The following is a 20,661-nucleotide window of genomic DNA, read 5'->3' as shown; positions in this document are numbered from 1 at the left end:
GGTGTGGCGGTCGCCCCCCGCGCGCCGCGGGGGGGGGGGGGGCGCGCCCCCGCCCCCCCCCCCCCCTTCCGCATTCCCGGCACACCCTGTCGCATTCCAGCGCATTCCGGCGCACCCCGGCGTACCCCGTCTCACGCCGCCGTCGACACCTCCGGCCGCAGCGGCCAGTGCGGATCCACCGCCTCCGGCGTCCCCTGCCGCGCGAACCACGCCTGCAGCCCCCGCGCCTGCGCCGCGTGCCACACCGCCTGCAGCGTGTGCAGTTCGGCCGGCGAGAGCCGCTCCAGCCGGCCCGCGAACCGCCGGCCCACCGCCCGTACGACCTCCAGCGAGGCCAGCGCGTCCGCCGCCGCGTCGTGCGCGCCGTCCAGCTCTATCCCGTAGTGCTCGCACAGGTCCGTCAGCGTGCGGCGGCCCTTGCGGTACCGGTCCAGGTGCTTGTCCAGCACCCGCGGGTCCAGCACCGTCAGCGGCCGGTTGTCCAGGTACCGGGCCAGCGAGGACGCCCGGTGCCGGCGCAACTCCCGGTCCAGCAGGGTCAGGTCGAACGGCGCGTTCATCACCACCACCGGGCGGCCCGCGACCTGCTGCTCCGCCAGCGCCCGGGCTATCTCCTCCACGACCGGCGCCGGCCACCGGCCGTTGTGCTGGAGGTACTCGTCCGTCAGCCCGTGCACTTCCGTGGCCTCCGGCGGCACCGGCACCCCCGGGTTGACCAGCCAGCGCGTCTGGCGGACCCGGCCGCCCGCGCACTCCTGTACGACGAGAGCGGCGGACACGATCCGGTCCTGCTCCACGTCCACCCCGGTCGTCTCCGTGTCGAATGCGGCCAGCGGGCCCTCGTACCAGCGTGTCATGGCGAACTCCTCGTCCCCGATCGGCAGATGGGGCGTACGTCGAACACGCCACCCTTGCCCGAATCCGTGATACCCGGCCCGTTTGCGCCGTACGCCGTTTGCGGCCCGCCCGCTGGGGAGACAACCACCCTGGGGGACCGCACACATGACCGGCCGTCACCCCACCCGCTCTCATCCGCCAGAGCCCGCAAGGCATGGGGAGCTTCCGGCCATGGCACTCACACAGCCCGAACCGGGCGGGGTGCTGCAGGGGCGCACGGGTGCGCGCGACCAGGCGCGCCCCGCACCGCTGCGCGGCACACTCGCCACCACCGCCTGCATGGAGACCCTCCAGGTGGGATACCTGCACGCCGTCGCGGCCGCCGCCGGCTGCTCGCTGTCCCAGCCCTTCCCCGACAACGGCATCGACTGGCAGGTCAGCCACGGCGCGCCCGAGCACGTCGTCGACGACGAGGTCACCATCAAGGTGCAGCTGAAGGCGACCTACCAGATCCCGCCCGAACCACCCGGACCCACCTTCGCCTTCACCCTGGACAACGCCCACCTGGTGAAGCTCGCCCGGACCCCGGTCGCCGTCCACAAGATCCTCGTCGTGATGCTCGTCCCGCGCGAGCGCGACCGCTGGCTGTCCGCCGGGCACGACCGGCTCGACCTGCGGCACTGCTGCTACTGGACCAACCTCGCCGGTCACCCCGTGACCGGCCGCCGCCGCACCACCGTCCGGATCCCCACCACACGGATCTTCGACGACCGCGCGCTGTGCGAGATCATGACCCGCGTCGGGTCGGGAGGGACACCTTGATGCACCGTCCGCCACCGCCCCTCCAACCGCCCGCCGCCCTGCCGGAGTTCGGCGACCGCCCCGCCCCGGGAGCGCCCGACCCCGCACAGGTCGACCCAGCCGTGTTCGGCGTCCTGCTGCGCCGGCACGGCTGGCAGCGCCGCGGCGGCGCTGCCGGCCGCTACGGGCGCTGGACGCCGCCCCCGGCCGACCCGGCGGCCCGCACGGGCACCAGCCTCCTCGTCCCGGAGACCCGCGCCTTCCCGGACTGCACCGACCTGCTCGAAGAGGCGCTCGCCGCGCTCGCCCGCGGCGCCCTGCCCTGCGCGCGCGAGGTGCTCCACGGGCTGAGCGTCCCCAGCGACGAGATCCGCTGGGAGCGACAGAACCCGCAGGTCCCGCGAACCCCCGGACGCAACCCGCGGCCCCTGACCGTGGAGGACCACCTGCGCGCCGCCGCCCACGGCCTGCTGCTCGCCGGGGCGCTCGCGGCCCGGTCCACCGCCGGGTACTACGGCGCCCGACACCGCCGGCAGGCCGAACGGGACCTGGACGGGGTGGTCACCGGACCGTCCTCCGCCGACGGGCGGCTCACCGCCTACCTGCCCGTCGCGGGCGGCCGCGGCACCGTGACCCGGCTCCACCACGCCCTGCACGCGGCCCGCGAAGCCGTGGACTACCGGCGCACCGCCGGCGGCATGGAGGCCTTCGACGCGGCGGTCCAGGCCGGGGTCAGCCGGGAGTTCGCCGACGCGCTGATCGACCTCGTCAGCGGCTCGGAGGGGGCCCGGATCGCGCTGTCCTGGGCGCCGGCGGCCGGAGCGCCCGCCGGATGCGCGGCCCGACCGGAACCGGTGGAGTTCTCCCCCGGGGACCTGCCCGCGCTCCGCGAGGCCTCGGCCCGCTACACCCGGGACGAGCCCTCCGTCCCCGTACAGATCACGGGCACGGTCGTCCGCATGCGCCGCACCACTCCCGCGGTGGGCGGTGCGGTCCGCCTCCGGGTGCTGTCCGGGGCGGACGTGCCGCAGGTGCGGATGGCCCTGGACGAGGAGGCGTACCGGGTGGCCGGACACGCCCACCTCGCCGGAATGCCGATCAGGGTCACCGGGCGGCTCCAGCGCCGGGGCGGCTTCCGCCGCGTCGCCGAGATCACCGACGTACGGGCCGTCCCCCTGGACGAGGCCCAGCGCGACCGCCTGATCAAGTCCATGGACGAGTCCCTCGACCCCTCGGACGTCCTGGCCGCGGACGACTGAGCGACCGGGGCGAAGTCGACGGCGGTTCCACAGGGCCCCGAAGGGGCGCGGGGAACTGCGCGACCGGCCACGAACGGGCCCGCAGACGATCGCCGGCCCCTCGCGGCACCTCCCGCGGAGCGCTCAGCCGACCGCCGCCCCGCCCGCCGCCCCGGTGCGCGGGGCGAGGGCGAAGGAGGCCATGACCAGACCGGGCACGGGGGAGAAGTCCGCCCCGCGGACGAAGCCGAAGCGCTCGTACAGGGCCACCGCCGGGGCGTTCGCCGCGCCCGTCGACACCGTGACCGGCCACTCGGCCGGCACCTCCGCCAGCAGCGCCCGCAGCAGCAGCGAGGCCACGCCCCGCCGGAACCAGGCCGGGTCCACGCACAGCCGGTCCACGCACACCGAGCCGTCCGGCTCCCGCTCCCAGGCCAGGAAACCGGCGAGCGACCCGTCCTCCGCGCCCGCTTCGTCGCCCGTGCCCGCCGCGCCGAGCCAGCGCAGCGGCCGTTCCCGCAGCTCGGCGAGGCTCTCGCGCAGCGCCGGGATGCCGTCGAAGCCGATCAGCTCCGCCTCCACCGCGTACGCCGCCCGGCCGATCCGGTGCACGGCGGCCGCGGTCGCGTCGTGGCCCAGGTCCAGGGGCCGTACCGGCCCGGTCGTCGTCGCCATGCCCCCACGCTAGCGAACGGGTGTTCGCGCCGTGGGCGGGAACAGGCATAACCGTTTCGCGGGCGGGCCGCCGCTCTCGGTACGATTCAGACGCGCAGCGTTCGCTGCCGCATCCCTTCAGTCAGGAGAAACCGGTGTCAGACGTCCGTGTGATCATCCAACGCGATTCCGAGCGGGACGAGCGCGTGGTGGCCACGGGCACTACTGCCGCCGACCTCTTCGCCGACGAGCGCACCGTGATCGCCGCGCGCGTGGCGGGCGAGCTCAAGGACCTCTCCTACGCGGTGCAGGACGGCGAGACCGTCGAGCCCGTGGAGATCTCCTCCCCGGACGGCCTCGACATCCTCCGCCACTCCACCGCGCACGTCATGGCGCAGGCCGTGCAGGAGCTCTTCCCCGAGGCCAAGCTGGGCATCGGCCCGCCGGTCCGGGACGGCTTCTACTACGACTTCGACGTCGCGAAGCCCTTCACCCCCGATGACCTCAAGGCCATCGAGAAGCGGATGCAGGAGATCCAGAAGCGCGGGCAGAAGTTCTCCCGCCGCGTGGTCACCGACGAGGCCGCCCGCGAGGAGCTCGCCGACGAGCCCTACAAGCTGGAGCTCATCGGCATCAAGGGCTCGGCCTCCACCGACGACGGCGCGAACGTCGAGGTCGGCGCCGGCGAGCTGACCATCTACGACAACCTGGACGCCAAGACCGGCGAGCTGTGCTGGCGGGACCTCTGCCGCGGTCCCCACCTGCCCACCACCCGCAACATCCCGGCGTTCAAGCTCATGCGCAACGCCTCGGCGTACTGGCGTGGCAGCGAGAAGAACAAGCAGCTCCAGCGCATCTACGGCACCGCGTGGCCGTCGAAGGACGAGCTGAAGGCACACCTCGACTTCCTCGCCGAGGCCGAGAAGCGCGACCACCGCCGCCTCGGCACCGAGCTGGACCTCTTCTCCATCCCGGACGAGATCGGCTCCGGCCTGGCCGTCTTCCACCCCAAGGGCGGCATCATCCGTCGGGTCATGGAGGACTACAGCCGCAAGCGGCACGAGGAGGAGGACTACGAGTTCGTCTACTCGCCGCACGCCACCAAGGGGCAGCTCTTCGAGAAGAGCGGCCACCTGGACTGGTACGCGGAGGGCATGTACCCCCCCATGCAGCTCGACGGTGGTACCGACTACTACCTCAAGCCCATGAACTGCCCGATGCACAACCTGATCTTCGACGCCCGCGGGCGCTCGTACAGGGAACTCCCCCTGCGGTTGTTCGAATTCGGCACCGTGTACCGGTACGAGAAGTCCGGCGTGGTCCACGGCCTGACCCGGGCCCGCGGCTTCACCCAGGACGACGCGCACATCTACTGCACCCGTGAGCAGATGGCGGAGGAGCTGGACCGCACCCTCACCTTCGTGCTGAACCTGCTGCGCGACTACGGCCTGACCGACTTCTACCTGGAGCTGTCCACCAAGGACGAGACCAAGTTCGTCGGCTCGGACGAGGTCTGGGAGGAGGCGACCGCCACCCTCCAGCAGGTCGCCGAGAAGCAGGGCCTCCCGCTGGTCCCGGACCCGGGCGGTGCCGCCTTCTACGGCCCGAAGATCTCGGTCCAGTGCCGTGACGCCATCGGCCGCACCTGGCAGATGTCGACCGTCCAGCTCGACTTCAACCTGCCCGAGCGCTTCGACCTGGAGTACACCGCGGCCGACGGCTCCCGCCAGCGCCCGGTCATGATCCACCGTGCCCTGTTCGGTTCGATCGAGCGGTTTTTCGCTGTGCTGCTGGAGCACTACGCCGGCGCCATGCCGCCGTGGCTCGCCCCGGTCCAGGCCGTCGGCATCCCGATCGGCGACGGGCACGTCGAGTACCTGCAGGAGTTCGCCGCCGAGGCGAAGAAGAAGGGCCTGCGGGTCGAGGTGGACGCCTCCTCCGACCGCATGCAGAAGAAGATCCGGACCTGGCAGAAGCAGAAGGTCCCGTTCATGATCATCGTCGGTGACGACGACATGGCCGCGGGCACCGTCTCCTTCCGCTACCGGGACGGGTCGCAGGAAAACGGCATCGCGCGTGACGCGGCGCTGGCAAAGCTCGTTGACGTGGTGGAGCGTCGGGTCCAGGTGTGATCTGCTCCCCGCACCCACGGGGTTGAAGCCCCCGGGAAGTCTCACTTCCCGGGGGTCTTCCCGTTGCGCGGGGGCCTCCTCTCGTCCTCCTCGAAGACCTGGACGAGCCACGACGAGAACGAGCCCGTCACCGCGCCCAGCAGCGCCATGCCGAAGGCCATCATGAAGGCGGCGATGGTGCGGCCCATCGTGGTCACCGGGACCACGTCCCCGTACCCGACCGTCGTCAGCGTCGCGCACACCCACCAGACCGAGTCCCCGAAGGTGACGATGCTCGCCCCGGGGGCGTCCCGCTCCTGCTGGTACACCGCCAGTGCGCCGGCGAAGCCCAGCAGCAGGGCAGCCGTCCCGGAGTACGCGACCACCCGCTGGTACAGGTCCATGCGGGGCCGGTCCCGTCGGCGCTGGAGGGCCATGTAGATCTGCACCAGCCGCAGGGGGCGCAGCAGCGGCAGCAGCAGGACCAGGGTGTCGAGCCAGTGCGTGCGCAGGAAGTGCAGCGGGCGCATTCCGCTGAGCAGCATCCGGACCAGGTAGTCCACGAGGAAGCACAGCCAGGTACCGCCGATGACGACGAGCGCGAGAGCGTGCAGCCAGTTCTCCGCCGACGGGACCAGGACGTGGACGGCGTAGGCGGCGAGGTAGAGCAGCGAGGCGATCAGCAGGGGGACCTCGGTGAGGTCCTCCCAGCGCTGCCTGCGCTCGGCCGGTACTTCGTGCATCCGGCCAGGATCCCCGGCCGCGGGGCGATCTCCGCCCCGGCGACACGCCGCGCCACGACAAGGTCATATGCTGCATGACATGACGACTCAGCCGGAGCAGCAGAATGGCGTCGGGACGCAGGACTCGTTCCAGCGGCTGTGGACGCCCCACCGCATGGCCTACATCCAGGGTGAGAACAAGCCCACCGGCCCGGAGGCCGGGGACGGCTGCCCCTTCTGCGGGATCCCGGAGATGTCCGACCGGGACGGCCTGGTCGTCGCCCGCGGCAAGCACGTCTACGCCGTACTGAACCTCTACCCGTACAACGGCGGCCACCTGATGGTGGTCCCGTACCGTCACGTGGCCGACTACACGGAGCTGGACGCGGCCGAGACGGCCGAGCTGGCCGACCTCACCAAGCGGGCGATGGTCGCGCTGCGCAAGGCCTCCGGGGCGCACGGGTTCAACATCGGCATGAACCAGGGCTCGGCGGCGGGCGCGGGCATCGCCGCGCACCTGCACCAGCACATCGTGCCCCGCTGGGGCGGGGACACGAACTTCATGCCCGTCGTCGGCCACACGAAGGTGCTGCCGCAGCTCCTCGCCGACACCCGGCAGATGCTCGCGGACGCCTGGCCGAACGACTGAGCCGACTGTACCGACCGAGCCGAAACGGATCCGGTAGTCCGGAAGCCGGCCGTGCGCCGCCTCCCGGACCGCCCTCCGCGCCGCTGGGCGGGGAACTGCGCGACCAGCCCCCACCGGCCCGCGGTTTCATGACCGGAGCTCCCGTGGAGCGCTTACGCGTCGTAGGCGTCGGCCTTGCGGGGGGAGGCGTCCTGGACCAGGCCGCTGACCACCATCGACCGGTTGCCGAAGCGCTCGGTGTCGACGCCGTTCTCGTCCAGGACCCGCATCGCGGCGGCGTGGACGGCGCGCAGGACCGGGGTCGCGGCGCGCAGGGCGTCGTCGGCCATGAACCGGTGTCGCCACGGCTGGCCCGCCCACACGTGGCGGGCGCCGAAGGGCTCGGGCAGGACCAGCTTGCCGCCGAAGTAGTCCAGCAGCGGCGGGTACCAGGTCAGCGGGGCCCGGACGGCGAGCCGGACCACTTCCTGGGCGTCGACCAGGGGCAGCGGGCGCTCCACGGTCTCCCAGAACCTGATCGACTTGGGGACCTCCACCACCGGGGGCTTGGACTTCGTGCCGAACAGGCCGTGGACCGGGCCGAGGGCGTGGCCGGCGACCTCCACCCGCAGCGTCTTGTAGAGCACGGTGACCGTGACCAGCATGGTGATCACGAGCTGGCCGTCCCACAGCGGGTACTGGATGCCCAGGTAGTGCCGGTTGCCGCCGCTGAACTGCTGCTCGTTGCAGATGCGGGTGATCTCGTGCGGCTTGACGAGGAAGGTGTCGACGTCGGAGCCCGACGGTCGGGTCACCTCGGCGGCGCCTTCGCCGACGGGGGCGACGATCCAGTGCTGGACGGACGCGGGCGGGAGCCCGCCGGTGTGCAGGGGGCCGCGCTCCAGCTTGCGCAGTTCGGTGTCGATGGCGCGTATGACGTCCCAGCTGCGGAACGGGTGGATTTCGGTGCCCTCGGTCTTGGGGACCAGTTCCTCGGCCATCTGCCAGCTGCCCCAGCGGGTGCCCATGCCGAGGATGCCCTTGGGGCCGGCGTAGAAGACCGAGTTGCTGCGGTTCTCGGCGGTGAGTTTGGCCAGGGCGTGGCGCAGGTCCTCGCGGGCCTTCTCGTCGGGGTTGCCGGGCACCGCTTCGGGGATCTTGGCGCCGATGCCGTCGCCCGCGAGCAGGCCGTCCCAGCGGGAGCGCAGGTCGGCGGCGGTGGACTCGCAGATCCGGCGGGCGAGGAACCAGCCGAGCGCCGGCGCGATGATCATGCCGCGCAGGTAGAGGCCGAGGAACCCGTCGAACGGCAGCCGGAACATCATGACGGCCGCGACGACGCCGACGCCGACGAGGACGAGCGTGCTCATCCAGGAGGCGTACTTCTCGCTGCCCAGCAGGCTCTTGCGGAGCTGGAACAGGCCGAGCCACAGCAGCAGCCCGGGCAGGAAGACCACCCCGGCGACCAGCATGATCAGGCGGAGCTTGCGGTCGCGTTCCTTGCGGATGTGGGAGGCGGCCAGGCAGTGCTCCACCACGGTCTGCGGGTCGGCGCCGAAGGACTGGATGATCGGTTTGCGGCCGGCCGGGAGGGTCCGGGCCTCGACGGCGCGGCAGAAGGCCTCGCCGAGGTTCGGCTCGAAGAGGGAGATTCTCGGGGGCTTGACGGTGGAGGAGTGGTACTCGTTGTTGGCGTCGAGGATGGAGGACAGCTTGGTGTCCTTCCCCCCGTCGCGGTAGGCCGCCGAGGCGAGGGCGTTGGTCGCGGCGGTCTGGCCGCCGCCGCCCTGGAGTGGGATCTGCGCCCCGGGCCTGAAGTCGAATCCGTCGTCCGCCACCGCTGCCCCCATCGCTGTGCCCGCCACCGATGCCCCCATCGCTGTGCGTCGTGCTGTCGTGCTGTCGTGCCGTTGTGCCGTTGTGCCGCGCGGATGAGCCTATCGGCGCATCTGCCCCCGTAGTGATGGGACAGGGAAATGCCGCCCGTCGCAAGCGGGTTGGACGGGCGGTTCCCTGGCGTCACGTCAGAGTGCTTCCCTTCTCCAGCTGTTCGCGCACCTTGTCGGCGATGTGGGGTGGCATCGGCTCGTGGCGGGCGTAGGCGCGGGTGAACCGGCCGGTGCCGTGCGAGACGGAGCGGAGGTCGATCGCGTAGCGGCTGATCTCGACCTCGGGGATGTCGGCGCGGACCAGGGTGCGCCCCTGGGGGGCCTGCTCGGTGCCGACGACGCGGCCGCGCCGGCCGGCGAGGTCGCTCATGACGGGGCCGACGTAGTCGTCGGGGACGGTGACGGTGAGCTCGGCGACGGGTTCGAGGAGGTGGATGGGGGCGTCGGCGGCGGCCTCGCGCAGGGCGAGCGCGCCGGCGGTCTGGAAGGCGGCGTCGGAGGAGTCCACGGAGTGGGCCTTGCCGTCGAGGAGGGTCACCCGGATGTCGACGAGGGGGTAGCCGGCGGCCACGCCGCGGGCGGCCTGGCTGCGGACGCCCTTCTCGACGGAGGGGATGAACTGCCGGGGTACGGAGCCGCCGACGACCTTGTCGACGAACTCGATGCCGCTGCCCGGCGGGAGCGGCTCGACCTCGATCTCGCAGATGGCGAACTGGCCGTGGCCGCCGGACTGCTTGACGTGCCGGCCCCGGCCCGCGGCCTTCGCGCCGAAGGTCTCGCGCAGGCTGACCTTGTGGGGGACCGGGTCGACCTGGACGCCGTACCGGGTGCGCAGGCGTTCGAGGGCGACGTCCTGGTGGGCCTCGCCCAGGCACCACAGGACGAGCTGGTGGGTGTCCGGGTTCTGTTCCAGCCGCATGGTCGGGTCCTCGGCGACGAGCCGGGCCAGGCCCTGGGAGAGCTTGTCCTCGTCGGCCTTGCTGTGGGCCTGGATGGCGACCGGGAGCAGCGGGTCGGGCATCTGCCACGGCTCCATGAGCAGGGGCCGGTCCTTGGCGGAGAGGGTGTCGCCGGTTTCGGCGCGGCCCAGCTTGGCCACGCAGGCGAGATCGCCGGCGATGACCTGGGTGAGGGGGCGCTGCTGTTTGCCGAAGGGGGAGGTGAGGGCGCCGATGCGCTCGTCGACGTCGTGGTCCTCGTGGCCGCGGTCGGTGAGGCCGTGGCCGCTGACGTGGACGGTCTGCTCGGGCCGGAGGGTGCCGGAGAACACCCGCACCAGGGAGACGCGGCCCACGTAGGGGTCGGAGGAGGTCTTGACGACCTCGGCGACGAGGGGGCCGTCGGGGTCGCAGGTGGCGGCCGGGCGTTCGGCGCCGTCGGGGGCGGTGACGGGGACGGGGGCGGTTTCGAGGGGGGTGGGGAAGCCGCCCGTGATCAGTTCGAGGAGTTCGACGGTGCCGAGGCCCTGGCGGGCGCCGTCCGCCGCGGGCGCGGCCATGAGGACCGGGTGGAAGGTCCCGCGGGCGACGGCGCGCTCCAGGTCGTCGACGAGGGTCTTCAGGTCGATGTCCGCGCCGCCGAGGTAGCGGTCCATGAGGGTCTCGTCCTCGCTCTCCGCGATGATGCCCTCGATGAGGCGGGAGCGGGCCTGCGCGATCTGTTCGAGCTCCTCGGGCGTGGGGTCGCGTTCGACGCGGGCGCCGCTGCCGTACTCGTACACGCGCTGTGTCAGGAGGCCGAGGAGGCCGGTGACGGGCGCGTGCCCGTCCGGCCCGGCGGGGCCGTACAACGGGAGGTACAGGGGGATGACGGCGTCGGGGTCCTCGGCGCCGAAGGCCTCGCCGCAGACCGCGGCCATCTCGGCGTAGTCGGCGCGGGCCGCCTCCAGATGGGTGACGACGATGGCCCGGGGCATCCCGACGGCCTGGCACTCCTCCCAGAGCATGCGGGTGGCGCCGTCGATGCCGTCCGAGGAGGAGACGACGAAGAGGGCCGCGTCCGCGGCGCGCAGACCGGCCCTGAGCTCGCCGACGAAGTCGGCGTATCCGGGGGTGTCCAGGATGTTGACCTTGACCCCGCCCCATTCGACGGGGACGAGGGAGAGCTGTACGGAACGCTGCTGGCGGTGTTCGATCTCGTCGTGGTCGGAGACGGTGGCGCCGTCCTCGACCCGGCCCGCCCTGGTCACGGCTCCGGCGGTGAGGGCGAGGGCTTCGACGAGCGTGGTCTTGCCGGCTCCGCTGTGGCCGACCAGCACGACGTTCCGTACGGACGAGGGCCGGTCGGCCGTCGGTGCCCTGCCGGCGGCTCCGGCTTGGTGTGATGTGGCTCCCATGATGCTCGTGCCTCCCGGGGTGACGGTGAGGAGGTGATCGGCGTCCTTCGAGCTTTGCACCGGCGTCACTCTGCGTCCATATGTAATACGCGCCGCCGTCCGGCGCATGGCGGGAGCGTGGCCGGACCGGCTCCCGGCGGGTTTCCGACAGGGGCGGGGCCGGGTACCGGCGGGCTCCGGCGGGGCCCGTCCGATTGCCCGGCACGAACCGGTGGGTGCGCGGGTATGCCGCCCCGGGCCGCTGGCTACGATGGGCCAGCCGGTGGCCGTTGGGGCCGTACGGCCCAGCGACCCTCCGGGAAGGCCATGCTGAACAAGTACGCGCGTGCGTTCTTCACGCGTGTTCTCACGCCATTCGCCGCTTTTCTCCTCCGTCGGGGGGTGAGCCCGGACGCGGTCACGCTCATCGGCACGGCCGGTGTGGTGGCCGGAGCGCTGGTCTTCTTCCCCCGGGGCGAGTTCTTCTGGGGCACGATCACCATCACGCTCTTCGTGTTCTCCGACCTCGTCGACGGGAACATGGCCCGCCAGGCCGGGGTCTCCAGCCGCTGGGGGGCCTTCCTCGACTCCACGCTCGACCGGGTCGCCGACGCGGCGATCTTCGGTGGCCTGGCGCTCTGGTACGCGGGCCTCGGCAACGACAACGTGCTGTGCGCGGTGACGATCTTCTGCCTGGCCAGTGGCCAGGTCGTCTCGTACACCAAGGCCCGCGGCGAGTCCATCGGCCTCCCGGTGGCCGTCAACGGCCTCGTCGAGCGCGCCGAGCGGCTGGTGATCTCGCTGGTCGCGGCCGGCCTGTCGGGGCTGCAGACCTTCGGCGCCCCCTCGTGGCTCGGCGTGCTGCTGCCGGTCGCGCTCTGGGTGGTGGCCGTCGGTTCCCTCGTCACCCTGGTCCAGCGCGTCGTCACCGTACGCCGGGAGGCGGCGGAAGCCGATGCCGCCGCGTCCGAGCCGGGTGCCGCCTGATGGGCGCGGCACAGGACCGCCTGGTCGACGGGCTGTACGGGCTCGGCTGGGCCGGCGTGAAGAAGCTCCCCGAGCCCGCGGCGGTGGCCCTCGGCCGCCGGATCGCCGACTTCGCGTGGCGGCGCCGCGGCAAGGGCGTGCTGCGGCTGGAATCGAACCTCGCCCGGGTCGTGCCGGAGGCCGGGCCCGAGCGCCTCCGGGAGCTGTCGAGGGCGGGCATGCGCTCGTACATGCGGTACTGGATGGAGTCCTTCCGACTGCCGGCGATGGACCCCGCGCGGTTCGGCACCGACGTGTCCCTCAAGGACGACCACATCCTCAAGGAGGCCGTAGCCTCCGGCCGCGGGGTCATCGTCGCCCTGCCCCACCTGGCCAACTGGGACCTCGCCGGCGCCTGGGTCACCGGGCACCTCGGCATCCCGTTCACCACCGTCGCCGAGCGCCTGAAGCCCGAGTCGCTCTACGACCGCTTCGTCGCCTACCGCGAGAGCCTCGGCATGGAGGTCCTCCCGCACAGCGGCGGCGCCACCTTCGCCACCTTGGCCCGCCGGCTCCGCGCCGGCGGCCTGGTCTGCCTCGTCGCCGACCGGGACCTGTCCGCGTCGGGGGTCGAGGTGGAGTTCTTCGGCGCGACCGCCCGGATGCCGGCCGGACCGGCCCTGCTGGCGCAGCAGACGGGCGCCGCCCTGCTGCCCGTCACCCTGTACTACGGGGACGCGCCCAAGCTGCACGGCCGGATCCACCCCGAGGTGGAGGTCCCCGGTACCGGCACCCGGACCGAGAAGACCGCCGCCATGACCCAGGCGGTGGCCGACGCCTTCGCGCAGGGCATCGCCGACCATCCGCAGGACTGGCACATGCTCCAGCGGCTGTGGCTGGACGACCTGGAGGAGCGCTCCGCGTGAAGATCGGCATTGTCTGCCCGTACTCGTGGGACGTGCCCGGCGGCGTCCAGTTCCACATCCGGGACCTCGCCGAGCACCTGATCCGCCTCGGCCACGAGGTGTCGGTGCTCGCCCCGGCGGACGACGAGACCCCGCTCCCGCCGTACGTGGTCTCGGCCGGGCGGGCGGTGCCGGTTCCCTACAACGGCTCGGTGGCCCGGCTGAACTTCGGGTTCCTGTCGGCTGCGCGGGTGCGGCGGTGGCTGCACGAGGGCGTCTTCGACGTGATCCACATCCACGAGCCCGCCTCGCCGTCGCTCGGGCTGCTGTCCTGCTGGGCGGCGCAGGGGCCGATCGTGGCCACCTTCCACACCTCCAACCCGAGGTCGCGGGCGATGATCGCGGCGTACCCGATCCTCCAGCCTGCGCTGGAGAAGATCAGCGCGCGGATCGCGGTGAGCGAGTACGCCCGGCGCACCCTCGTGGAACACCTGGGCGGCGACGCCGTCGTCATCCCGAACGGCGTCGACGTGGACTTCTTCGCCTCCGCCGGGCCGAAGGCCGAATGGGCCGGACAGACCCTCGGGTTCATCGGCCGCATCGACGAGCCCCGCAAGGGCCTGCCGGTGCTCATGGCGGCGTTCCCGCGGATCGTCGAGGAGTGCCCCGACGTACGGCTGCTCATCGCGGGCCGCGGCGACGAGGAGGAGGCCGTGGCCTCCCTGCCCGCCGAGCTGCGGGGGCGCGTGGAGTTCCTCGGCATGGTCTCGGACGAGGACAAGGCGCGGCTGCTGCGCAGCGTGGACGTGTACGTCGCCCCCAACACCGGCGGCGAGAGCTTCGGCATCATCCTCGTCGAGGCCCTGTCGGCCGGGGCCGCCGTGCTGGCCTCCGACCTGGACGCGTTCGCCCAGGTCCTGGACCAGGGCGCGGCGGGGGAGCTGTTCGCGAACGAGGACGCCGACGCCCTCGCCGCGGCCGCGGTGAAGCTGCTGCGGGACCCCGAGCGGCGGGCGGAGCTCAGCAGGCGCGGCTCGGCGCACGTGCGCCGCTTCGACTGGTCGACGGTCGGGGCCGACATCCTGGCCGTCTACGAGACCGTGACCGACGGCGCCTCGGCCGTGGCCGCCGACGAACGCGTCCCGCTGCGGACCCGCCTGGGACTCACCCGCGACCCTTCGGCCTGATCCGGCAGCCCCAAGCGTCCGTCCCGCCCCCCTCCCGCGTCCGCCCCGGCTCCCGCGTCCGGGGCCGGGGCCGGGGCCGGGGCCGGGGCCGGGGCCGGGGCCGGGGGGCGGTTCGGCCGGGCGGTAGAGTCGCGGGCCGTGATCGAAACCCTTGTCTGGACCGCTCTGGCCCTCGCCGCCATCGGGGTCTACCTCAGCTGGACCGCCGGACGGCTGGACCGGCTCCACACGCGCATGGACGCCGCCCGCGCAGCCCTGGACGCGCAGCTCGTCCGCCGCGCCTCGGTGGTGCTGGAGGTGGCCACCTCCGGCGCGTTCGACCCGGCCTCCTCGATCGTGCTGTACGAGGCCGCGCACGCCGCCCGTCAGGCCGACGAGGAGCACCGCGAGGTCGCCGAGAGCGAGCTGAGCCAGGCGCTGCGCGCGGTGTTCGCCGACGCCGCCCAGGTGGAGGAGCTCAAGGCCGCCCCGGGCGGCGAGGCCGCCGCCGAGGAGCTCGCCGAGGCCGTGCGCCGGGTGCCGATGGCCCGCCGCTTCCACAACGACGCCGTACGGGCGGCGCGGGCGCTGCGCCGGCACCGCAAGGTCCGCTGGTTCAGGCTGGCCGGGCACGCCCCGTTCCCGCTCGCCTTCGAGATGGACGACGAGCCCCCGGCGCACCTCGCGGACCGGCCGTCGTAGTTGTACCCATTGGCCAAGTCGAAAGGAGCCACTGGCTCCTCATTGGCCCTTGCGGTGGACTGGTCGGGGACGGTTTGCTCGGCGGAGCACCATCGCAGCACCGTCTCCCTTCGAGTGAGGTTCACCCGTGAGCACGCTTTCCTCCACCCCGCAGACCCCCGAGACCGGCACCGCGCGTGTCAAGCGCGGCATGGCCGAGCAGCTCAAGGGCGGCGTGATCATGGACGTCGTCAATGCCGAGCAGGCGAAGATCGCCGAGGACGCCGGTGCCGTGGCCGTCATGGCCCTGGAGCGGGTGCCCGCGGACATCCGCAAGGACGGCGGCGTGGCCCGCATGTCGGACCCGAACATGATCGAGGAGATCATCGACGCGGTGTCCATCCCGGTCATGGCGAAGTCCCGCATCGGCCACTTCGTCGAGGCCCAGGTGCTCCAGTCCCTCGGCGTCGACTACATCGACGAGTCCGAGGTCCTGACCCCGGCGGACGAGGTCAACCACTCCGACAAGTGGGCGTTCACCACCCCCTTCGTCTGCGGCGCCACCAACCTCGGCGAGGCCCTGCGCCGCATCGCCGAGGGCGCGGCCATGATCCGCTCGAAGGGCGAGGCCGGCACCGGCAACGTGGTCGAGGCCGTCCGCCACCTGCGCCAGATCAAGAACGAGATCGCCAAGCTGCGCGGCTTCGACAACAACGAGCTGTACGCCGCCGCCAAGGAGCTGCGCGCCCCGTACGAGCTCGTCAAGGAGGTCGCCGAGCTCGGCAAGCTCCCGGTCGTGCTGTTCTCCGCCGGTGGTGTCGCCACCCCGGCCGACGCCGCGCTGATGCGCCAGCTCGGCGCCGAGGGCGTCTTCGTCGGCTCCGGCATCTTCAAGTCGGGCGACCCGGCCAAGCGCGCCGCCGCGATCGTGAAGGCCACCACCTTCTACGACGACCCGAAGATCATCGCGGACGCGTCCCGCAACCTGGGCGAGGCCATGGTCGGCATCAACTGCGACACCCTGCCCGAGGCCGAGCGCTACGCCAACCGCGGCTGGTAAGGCACCACGCGAGATGAACAACCCCCCCGTCATCGGCGTCCTGGCCCTCCAGGGCGACGTCCGGGAGCACCTGATCGCCCTGGCCGCGGCGGACGCCGTGGCCAGGCCGGTCCGGCGCCCCGAGGAGCTCGCCGAGGTCGACGCCCTCGTCATCCCCGGCGGCGAGTCCACGACCATGTCGAAGCTCGCCGTCCTGTTCGGCATGCTGGAGCCGCTGCGCGAGCGCGTCCGCGCCGGCATGCCCGTGTACGGCACCTGCGCCGGCATGATCATGCTCGCCGACAAGCTGCTCGACGGCCGCGAGGACCAGGAGACGCTCGGCGGCATCGACATGATCGTCCGCCGCAACGCCTTCGGTCGCCAGAACGAGTCCTTCGAAGCGGCGATCGACTTCGCCGGCATCGAGGGCGACCCCGTCGAGGGCGTCTTCATCCGCGCCCCGTGGGTGGAGTCGGTCGGCGCGCAGGCCGAGGTGCTGGCCACGTACGACGGCCACACGGTCGCCGTCCGGCAGGGCAACGTCCTGGCCACGTCCTTCCACCCGGAGCTGACCGGAGACGACCGGGTCCACGCCTACTTCGTCGACATGGTGCGCGCGGGGCTGTAATCGCCTCCCGGTAGGATCAGAGGCGAACACCATGTTGGTTACGCGAAGGAGACAGGCGGATGTCCGGCCACTCTAAATGGGCTACGACGAAGCACAAGAAGGCCGTGATCGATGCCAAGCGCGGCAAGCTCTTCGCGAAGCTGATCAAGAACATCGAGGTCGCGGCCCGGATGGGCGGCGTGGACCTGGACGGCAACCCGACGCTGTTCGACGCCGTCCAGAAGGCGAAGAAGCAGTCGGTCCCGAACAAGAACATCGACTCCGCGATCAAGCGCGGCGGTGGTCTTGAGGCGGGCGGCGCCGACTACGAGACGATCATGTACGAAGGCTACGGCCCCAACGGTGTCGCGGTGCTCATCGAGTGCCTCACCGACAACCGCAACCGTGCCGCGTCCGACGTGCGCGTCGCCATGACCCGCAACGGCGGCTCGATGGCCGACCCGGGCTCGGTCTCGTACCTGTTCAACCGCAAGGGCGTCATCATCCTGCCCAAGGGCGAGCTGACCGAGGACGACGTCCTCGGCGCGGTCCTCGAGGCCGGTGCCGAAGAGGTCAACGACAACGGCGACACCTTCGAGATCATCAGCGAGGCCACCGACCTGGTCGCGGTCCGTTCCGCGCTCCAGGACGCCGGCATCGACTACGACTCGGCGGACTCCAGCTTCGTCCCGACCATGCAGGTCGAGCTCGACGAAGAGGGCGCGCGGAAGATCTTCAAGCTGATCGACGCGCTCGAGGACAGCGACGACGTCCAGAACGTCTTCGCCAACTTCGACGTCTCCGACGAGGTCATGGAGAAGGTCGACGCCTGACCGGCGTCCACCGCCCACAGCAGGCGACGCGGGCCGACGGGGAACACACCCCGTCGGCCCGCTGCGTTGTCGGTGCCACCCGATAGCCTGCACGCACAGGCGATCCAAGGAGGGGCGGGTGCGGTGCGCGTACTTGGCGTGGACCCGGGGCTGACGCGTTGCGGCGTCGGCGTGGTGGAAGGCGTGGCCGGCCGCGCCCTGACCATGCTCGGCGTCGGCGTCGTCCGCACCCCGGTCGAGGCGGAGCTCGGCGACCGGCTCGTCGCCGTCGAGCAGGGCATCGAGCAGTGGCTGGACGAGCACCGCCCGGACGTCGTCGCCGTCGAGCGCGTCTTCAGCCAGCACAACGTCAGCACGGTCATGGGCACCGCCCAGGCCAGCGCCGTCGCCATGCTGTGCGCCGCCCGCCGCGGCATACCCGTCGCCCTGCACACCCCCAGCGAGGTCAAGGCCGCCGTCACCGGCACCGGCCGGGCCGACAAGGCCCAGGTCGGCGCCATGGTCACCCGGCTGCTGCGGCTCTCCGCCCCGCCCAAGCCCGCCGACGCCGCGGACGCCCTCGCCCTCGCCATCTGTCACATCTGGCGCGCCCCCGCCCAGAACCGCCTCCAGCGGGCGGTCGCCGCGCACTCCGCACGCCCGGGGGCCGCCGGCCCGCCGTCGCCGCCCCCGCGACGGGCTACCGCCGCGGCGCGCCACCCGAGAACCGAGAAAGGCCGTACCGCATGATCGCCTTCGTCACCGGCCCCGTGGCCGCCCTGGCGCCGACGACCGCCGTGATCCAGGTCGGCGGGGTGGGCATGGCCGTGCGCTGCACCCCGCGCACCCTCGCCGAGCTGCGCGTGGGGGAGGAGGCACACCTGGCCACCTCCCTCGTGGTGCGTGAGGACTCGCTCACCCTGTACGGCTTCGCCGACGACGACGAGCGACAGGTCTTCGAGGCGCTGATGACCGCCAACCGGGTCGGTCCCAAGATGGCGCAGGACATCCTCGCGGTGCACAGCCCCGACGCCCTGCGGCTCGCAGTGTCGACGAAGAACGTGAAGGCGCTGACCGCGGTGCCCGGTGTCGGTCCGAAGAGCGCCGAGAAGCTGCTGCTGGAGCTCAAGGACAAACTGGGCGCGCCCGTGGGCACGGGCGGCCTGGTGGGGGCCCAGCGGGGCGCGGTCGCCGCCCGGCCGGCACCCTGGACCGAACAGCTGCACGCCGCCCTCGTCGGCCTCGGCTACCAGGCCCGGGAGGCCGAGGAAGCCGTCGTGGCGGTGACGCCGCAGGCCGAGGCCGCGATCGCCGAAGGCGGCTCGGCGCCCGTACCGCAGCTGCTGCGCGCGGCCCTGCAGACCCTGAACCGCGCACGCTAGCGCCGGAGCGGAGCGGAGCGGGGCGGGGCCTAGGGGAGCGGGCCGGCGCCGGCCCGCACCGCTCCGCCCCACGCCCCGCCCCGTGCGCCCGCCCCTTGCCCCCGCCCACCCCGCACCGAACCGAGAAGGCACATCCGTGAACTGGGACGACGAGACCGCAGCCGACACCCCTGGCGCAGCGCCCGAGCGCCTCGTGGGCGCCGTCGCCGACGGGGAGGACAGCACGGTCGAGGCGGCCCTGCGCCCCAAGGACCTCGACGAGTTCGTCGGCCAGGAGAAGGTCCGCCAGCAGCTGGACCTGGTCCTCAAGGCCGCCAAGCAGCGCGGCGCCACCGCCGACCACGTCCTGCTCTCCGGCGCCCCGGGTCTCGGCAAGACCACCCTCTCGATGATCATCGCCGCGGAGATGGGGGCGCCCATCCGGATCACCTCCGGCCCCGCCATCCAGCACGCCGGCGACCTCGCCGCGATCCTCTCCTCCCTCCAGGAGGGCGAGGTCCTCTTCCTCGACGAGATCCACCGCATGTCCCGGCCCGCCGAGGAGATGCTCTACATGGCCATGGAGGACTTCCGCGTCGACGTGATCGTCGGCAAGGGCCCCGGCGCCACCGCGATCCCGCTGGAGCTCCCCCCGTTCACGCTCGTCGGGGCGACGACCCGGGCCGGCCTGCTGCCGCCGCCGCTGCGCGACCGCTTCGGCTTCACCGGGCACATGGAGTTCTACGTCCCCGAGGAGCTGGAACGCGTCATCCAGCGCTCCGCCCGCCTCCTCGACGTCGAGATCGACGCGGACGGCGCCGCCGAGATCGCCGGCCGCTCCCGCGGCACCCCGCGCATCGCCAACCGCCTGCTGCGCCGCGTGCGGGACTACGCCCAGGTCCGCGCCGACGGGGTGATCACCCGCGAGGTGGCCACCACCGCGCTCCAGGTGTACGAGGTGGACGCCCGCGGCCTCGACCGCCTCGACCGGGCCGTGCTGGAGGCCCTCCTCAAGCTGTTCGGCGGTGGCCCCGTCGGCCTGTCCACCCTCGCGGTCGCCGTCGGCGAGGAGCGCGAGACCGTGGAAGAGGTCGCCGAGCCGTTCCTCGTCCGCGAAGGCCTGCTCGCCCGCACCCCGCGGGGGCGGGTCGCGACCCCCGCCGCCTGGGCTCACCTGGGACTCGTGCCGCCGCAGCAGGGTGTCGGCGGATCCGGCGGCCAGCAGGGCCTGTTCGGGGCGTGACGGCGCGCAGGTTCGCCCGGCCGGGAACTGCGGTGCCATGCTGGGCGTTGTTCCATCGGTGCGGACTCGCCTAGACTCCGCCGATGCCGACCCTTCGGGTCGGCGTGCCCACCCCCCGTAGAACAAAGGCCGTCTCCCCGGCGGTCGTGCGAAGGATCTCCGTCCCGTGAATCTCGTGACACTCCTCCCGTTCATCGTGCTCATCGGGGCGATGTTCCTGATGACCCGCTCCGCGAAGAAGAAGCAGCAGCAGGCCGCGCAGATGCGCGACCAGATGACGCCCGGCACCGGTATCCGCACCATCGGCGGCATGTACGCCACGGTCAAGGAGCTCGGTGAGGACACCGTCACCCTTGAGGTGGCCCCCGGCGTCCACGCGATCTACGCGAAGATGGCGGTCGCCGCGGTGCTGGACGACGCGGAGTACAACCGCATCGTGCACGGCGCCGAGAACCCGGCCGACCACGACGACTCGCCCGTCGTCCCCGACGACATCTCCTCCCTGACCAAGGACGAGACCGAGCCGAAGCTCGACCTGGGCAAGAAGGACGCCCCCGAGGGCGACGAGCCCAAGGACGGCAAGGCCGACGGCGAGGCCGGCGCGAAGTAACGCGCGCTCGGGGACCGCGGCGGCGCCCGACCGGCGGCCGCGCGGTCCCCGCCAGTGTTACTTCTGCGGGGGGGCGG

The 20,661-nt window shown here is 72.5% G+C and carries 20 protein-coding genes; 15 read left to right on the top strand and 5 right to left on the bottom strand.

Going from position 1 to position 20,661, the window contains the following annotated elements; translation table 11 throughout:
• Positions 1 to 131: 131 nt before the first annotated feature.
• A complete protein-coding gene (locus ACFVGY_RS23405; RefSeq protein WP_179176793.1) occupies positions 132 to 857 on the bottom strand; it encodes a 3'-5' exonuclease in 726 nt (241 codons plus the stop codon).
• A gap of 211 nt (positions 858 to 1,068) precedes the next feature.
• Here ACFVGY_RS23405 and ACFVGY_RS23400 point away from each other — a divergent pair, with 211 nt between their 5' ends.
• Both ACFVGY_RS23400 and ACFVGY_RS23395 read left to right on the top strand, forming a co-directional pair.
• Entirely contained in the window at positions 1,069 to 1,659 is a 591-nt protein-coding gene (locus ACFVGY_RS23400; RefSeq protein WP_385680390.1) for a DUF4365 domain-containing protein, read from the top strand.
• Positions 1,659 to 2,897 carry a hypothetical protein gene (locus tag ACFVGY_RS23395; RefSeq protein WP_385680388.1) on the top strand — a complete coding sequence of 413 codons (1,239 nt, stop codon included), beginning with the start codon at positions 1,659 to 1,661 and terminating at the stop codon, positions 2,895 to 2,897. The genes ACFVGY_RS23400 and ACFVGY_RS23395 overlap by 1 nt, the downstream gene beginning before the upstream one ends.
• 123 nt (positions 2,898 to 3,020) lie before the next feature.
• Here ACFVGY_RS23395 and ACFVGY_RS23390 read toward each other — a convergent pair whose 3' ends face one another.
• Positions 3,021 to 3,551 (bottom strand): GNAT family N-acetyltransferase, encoded by a 531-nt coding sequence (locus ACFVGY_RS23390; RefSeq protein ID WP_385680386.1) that lies wholly within the window; start codon positions 3,549 to 3,551, stop codon positions 3,021 to 3,023.
• 134 nt (positions 3,552 to 3,685) lie between these two features.
• Between ACFVGY_RS23390 and thrS the strand changes: the two genes are divergently transcribed.
• Positions 3,686 to 5,662: a threonine--tRNA ligase gene (thrS, locus tag ACFVGY_RS23385; protein WP_385680384.1), complete on the top strand. Its 1,977-nt coding sequence runs from the start codon at positions 3,686 to 3,688 to the stop codon at positions 5,660 to 5,662.
• 41 nt (positions 5,663 to 5,703) lie between these two features.
• Here thrS and ACFVGY_RS23380 read toward each other — a convergent pair whose 3' ends face one another.
• Entirely contained in the window at positions 5,704 to 6,384 is a 681-nt protein-coding gene (locus ACFVGY_RS23380) for a potassium channel family protein (protein WP_385680382.1), read from the bottom strand.
• A gap of 67 nt (positions 6,385 to 6,451) precedes the next feature.
• On the opposite strand from ACFVGY_RS23380, the gene ACFVGY_RS23375 reads away from it, so the two are divergent.
• Positions 6,452 to 7,012: an HIT family protein gene (locus tag ACFVGY_RS23375; RefSeq protein WP_385680380.1), complete on the top strand. Its 561-nt coding sequence runs from the start codon at positions 6,452 to 6,454 to the stop codon at positions 7,010 to 7,012.
• 152 nt (positions 7,013 to 7,164) lie between these two features.
• Here ACFVGY_RS23375 and ACFVGY_RS23370 read toward each other — a convergent pair whose 3' ends face one another.
• Both ACFVGY_RS23370 and ACFVGY_RS23365 read right to left on the bottom strand, forming a co-directional pair.
• On the bottom strand, positions 7,165 to 8,829 hold the full coding sequence (locus ACFVGY_RS23370) for a hypothetical protein (protein WP_385680378.1): 1,665 nt from the start codon (positions 8,827 to 8,829) through the stop codon (positions 7,165 to 7,167).
• Positions 8,830 to 9,010: 181 nt separating this feature from the next.
• Entirely contained in the window at positions 9,011 to 11,215 is a 2,205-nt protein-coding gene (locus ACFVGY_RS23365) for an elongation factor G-like protein EF-G2 (RefSeq protein WP_385680496.1), read from the bottom strand.
• Positions 11,216 to 11,521: 306 nt separating this feature from the next.
• On the opposite strand from ACFVGY_RS23365, the gene pgsA reads away from it, so the two are divergent.
• The 11 genes from pgsA (at position 11,522) to yajC (ending at position 20,584) form a co-directional block, all read left to right on the top strand.
• Positions 11,522 to 12,181 carry a phosphatidylinositol phosphate synthase gene (gene pgsA / locus ACFVGY_RS23360; RefSeq protein WP_385680376.1) on the top strand — a complete coding sequence of 220 codons (660 nt, stop codon included), beginning with the start codon at positions 11,522 to 11,524 and terminating at the stop codon, positions 12,179 to 12,181.
• Positions 12,181 to 13,086 (top strand): phosphatidylinositol mannoside acyltransferase, encoded by a 906-nt coding sequence (locus tag ACFVGY_RS23355; RefSeq protein ID WP_385680374.1) that lies wholly within the window; start codon positions 12,181 to 12,183, stop codon positions 13,084 to 13,086. The genes pgsA and ACFVGY_RS23355 overlap by 1 nt, the downstream gene beginning before the upstream one ends.
• On the top strand, positions 13,083 to 14,252 hold the full coding sequence (locus ACFVGY_RS23350; RefSeq protein WP_385680372.1) for a glycosyltransferase family 4 protein: 1,170 nt from the start codon (positions 13,083 to 13,085) through the stop codon (positions 14,250 to 14,252). The genes ACFVGY_RS23355 and ACFVGY_RS23350 overlap by 4 nt, the downstream gene beginning before the upstream one ends.
• A gap of 138 nt (positions 14,253 to 14,390) precedes the next feature.
• Positions 14,391 to 14,933 (top strand): hypothetical protein, encoded by a 543-nt coding sequence (locus ACFVGY_RS23345; protein ID WP_385680370.1) that lies wholly within the window; start codon positions 14,391 to 14,393, stop codon positions 14,931 to 14,933.
• A gap of 127 nt (positions 14,934 to 15,060) precedes the next feature.
• Positions 15,061 to 15,972 (top strand): pyridoxal 5'-phosphate synthase lyase subunit PdxS, encoded by a 912-nt coding sequence (gene pdxS, locus ACFVGY_RS23340; protein ID WP_360636888.1) that lies wholly within the window; start codon positions 15,061 to 15,063, stop codon positions 15,970 to 15,972.
• A gap of 13 nt (positions 15,973 to 15,985) precedes the next feature.
• A complete protein-coding gene (gene pdxT, locus ACFVGY_RS23335) occupies positions 15,986 to 16,579 on the top strand; it encodes a pyridoxal 5'-phosphate synthase glutaminase subunit PdxT (protein ID WP_385680368.1) in 594 nt (197 codons plus the stop codon).
• 59 nt (positions 16,580 to 16,638) lie between these two features.
• Complete coding sequence (locus ACFVGY_RS23330) at positions 16,639 to 17,391, top strand: YebC/PmpR family DNA-binding transcriptional regulator (RefSeq protein WP_385680366.1); 753 nt, start codon at positions 16,639 to 16,641, stop codon at positions 17,389 to 17,391.
• 123 nt (positions 17,392 to 17,514) lie between these two features.
• Complete coding sequence (gene ruvC, locus ACFVGY_RS23325; protein ID WP_385680364.1) at positions 17,515 to 18,120, top strand: crossover junction endodeoxyribonuclease RuvC; 606 nt, start codon at positions 17,515 to 17,517, stop codon at positions 18,118 to 18,120.
• Entirely contained in the window at positions 18,117 to 18,752 is a 636-nt protein-coding gene (gene ruvA / locus ACFVGY_RS23320) for a Holliday junction branch migration protein RuvA (protein ID WP_385680363.1), read from the top strand. Before ruvC ends, ruvA begins: the two co-directional genes overlap by 4 nt.
• Before the next feature lie 136 nt (positions 18,753 to 18,888).
• Positions 18,889 to 19,974, top strand: coding sequence for a Holliday junction branch migration DNA helicase RuvB (gene ruvB, locus ACFVGY_RS23315; protein WP_385680361.1), 1,086 nt, complete (start codon positions 18,889 to 18,891; stop codon positions 19,972 to 19,974).
• A gap of 166 nt (positions 19,975 to 20,140) precedes the next feature.
• The gene (yajC, locus tag ACFVGY_RS23310; RefSeq protein ID WP_385680359.1) at positions 20,141 to 20,584 is read left to right on the top strand and encodes a preprotein translocase subunit YajC; all 444 of its coding nucleotides are present in this window, start codon (positions 20,141 to 20,143) and stop codon (positions 20,582 to 20,584) included.
• Positions 20,585 to 20,661 lie beyond the last annotated feature (77 nt).

Origin of the sequence: Streptomyces sp. NPDC127106 (assembly GCF_042677605.1) — a bacterium.
Classification (GTDB): Bacteria; Actinomycetota; Actinomycetes; order Streptomycetales; family Streptomycetaceae; genus Streptomyces.
Note: the sequence above shows the minus strand (reverse complement) of the source record. Positions and strands in the feature narration are given on the sequence as shown.

Excerpts from the sequence above, each read along its gene's own strand:
- pgsA (WP_385680376.1), top strand. The coding sequence starts at position 11,522 with ATGCTGAACAAGTACGCGCGTGCGTTCTTCACGCGTGTTCTCACGCCA.
- ACFVGY_RS23375 (WP_385680380.1), top strand. The coding sequence starts at position 6,452 with ATGCTGCATGACATGACGACTCAGCCGGAGCAGCAGAATGGCGTCGGG.
- ACFVGY_RS23330 (WP_385680366.1), top strand. The coding sequence starts at position 16,639 with ATGTCCGGCCACTCTAAATGGGCTACGACGAAGCACAAGAAGGCCGTG.
- ACFVGY_RS23390 (WP_385680386.1), bottom strand. The coding sequence starts at position 3,551 with ATGGCGACGACGACCGGGCCGGTACGGCCCCTGGACCTGGGCCACGAC.
- ACFVGY_RS23365 (WP_385680496.1), bottom strand. The coding sequence starts at position 11,215 with ATGGGAGCCACATCACACCAAGCCGGAGCCGCCGGCAGGGCACCGACG.
- ACFVGY_RS23400 (WP_385680390.1), top strand. The coding sequence starts at position 1,069 with ATGGCACTCACACAGCCCGAACCGGGCGGGGTGCTGCAGGGGCGCACG.
- ACFVGY_RS23355 (WP_385680374.1), top strand. The coding sequence starts at position 12,181 with ATGGGCGCGGCACAGGACCGCCTGGTCGACGGGCTGTACGGGCTCGGC.
- ACFVGY_RS23380 (WP_385680382.1), bottom strand. The coding sequence starts at position 6,384 with ATGCACGAAGTACCGGCCGAGCGCAGGCAGCGCTGGGAGGACCTCACC.
- ruvA (WP_385680363.1), top strand. The coding sequence starts at position 18,117 with ATGATCGCCTTCGTCACCGGCCCCGTGGCCGCCCTGGCGCCGACGACC.
- pdxT (WP_385680368.1), top strand. The coding sequence starts at position 15,986 with ATGAACAACCCCCCCGTCATCGGCGTCCTGGCCCTCCAGGGCGACGTC.
- ACFVGY_RS23395 (WP_385680388.1), top strand. The coding sequence starts at position 1,659 with ATGCACCGTCCGCCACCGCCCCTCCAACCGCCCGCCGCCCTGCCGGAG.
- ACFVGY_RS23405 (WP_179176793.1), bottom strand. The coding sequence starts at position 857 with ATGACACGCTGGTACGAGGGCCCGCTGGCCGCATTCGACACGGAGACG.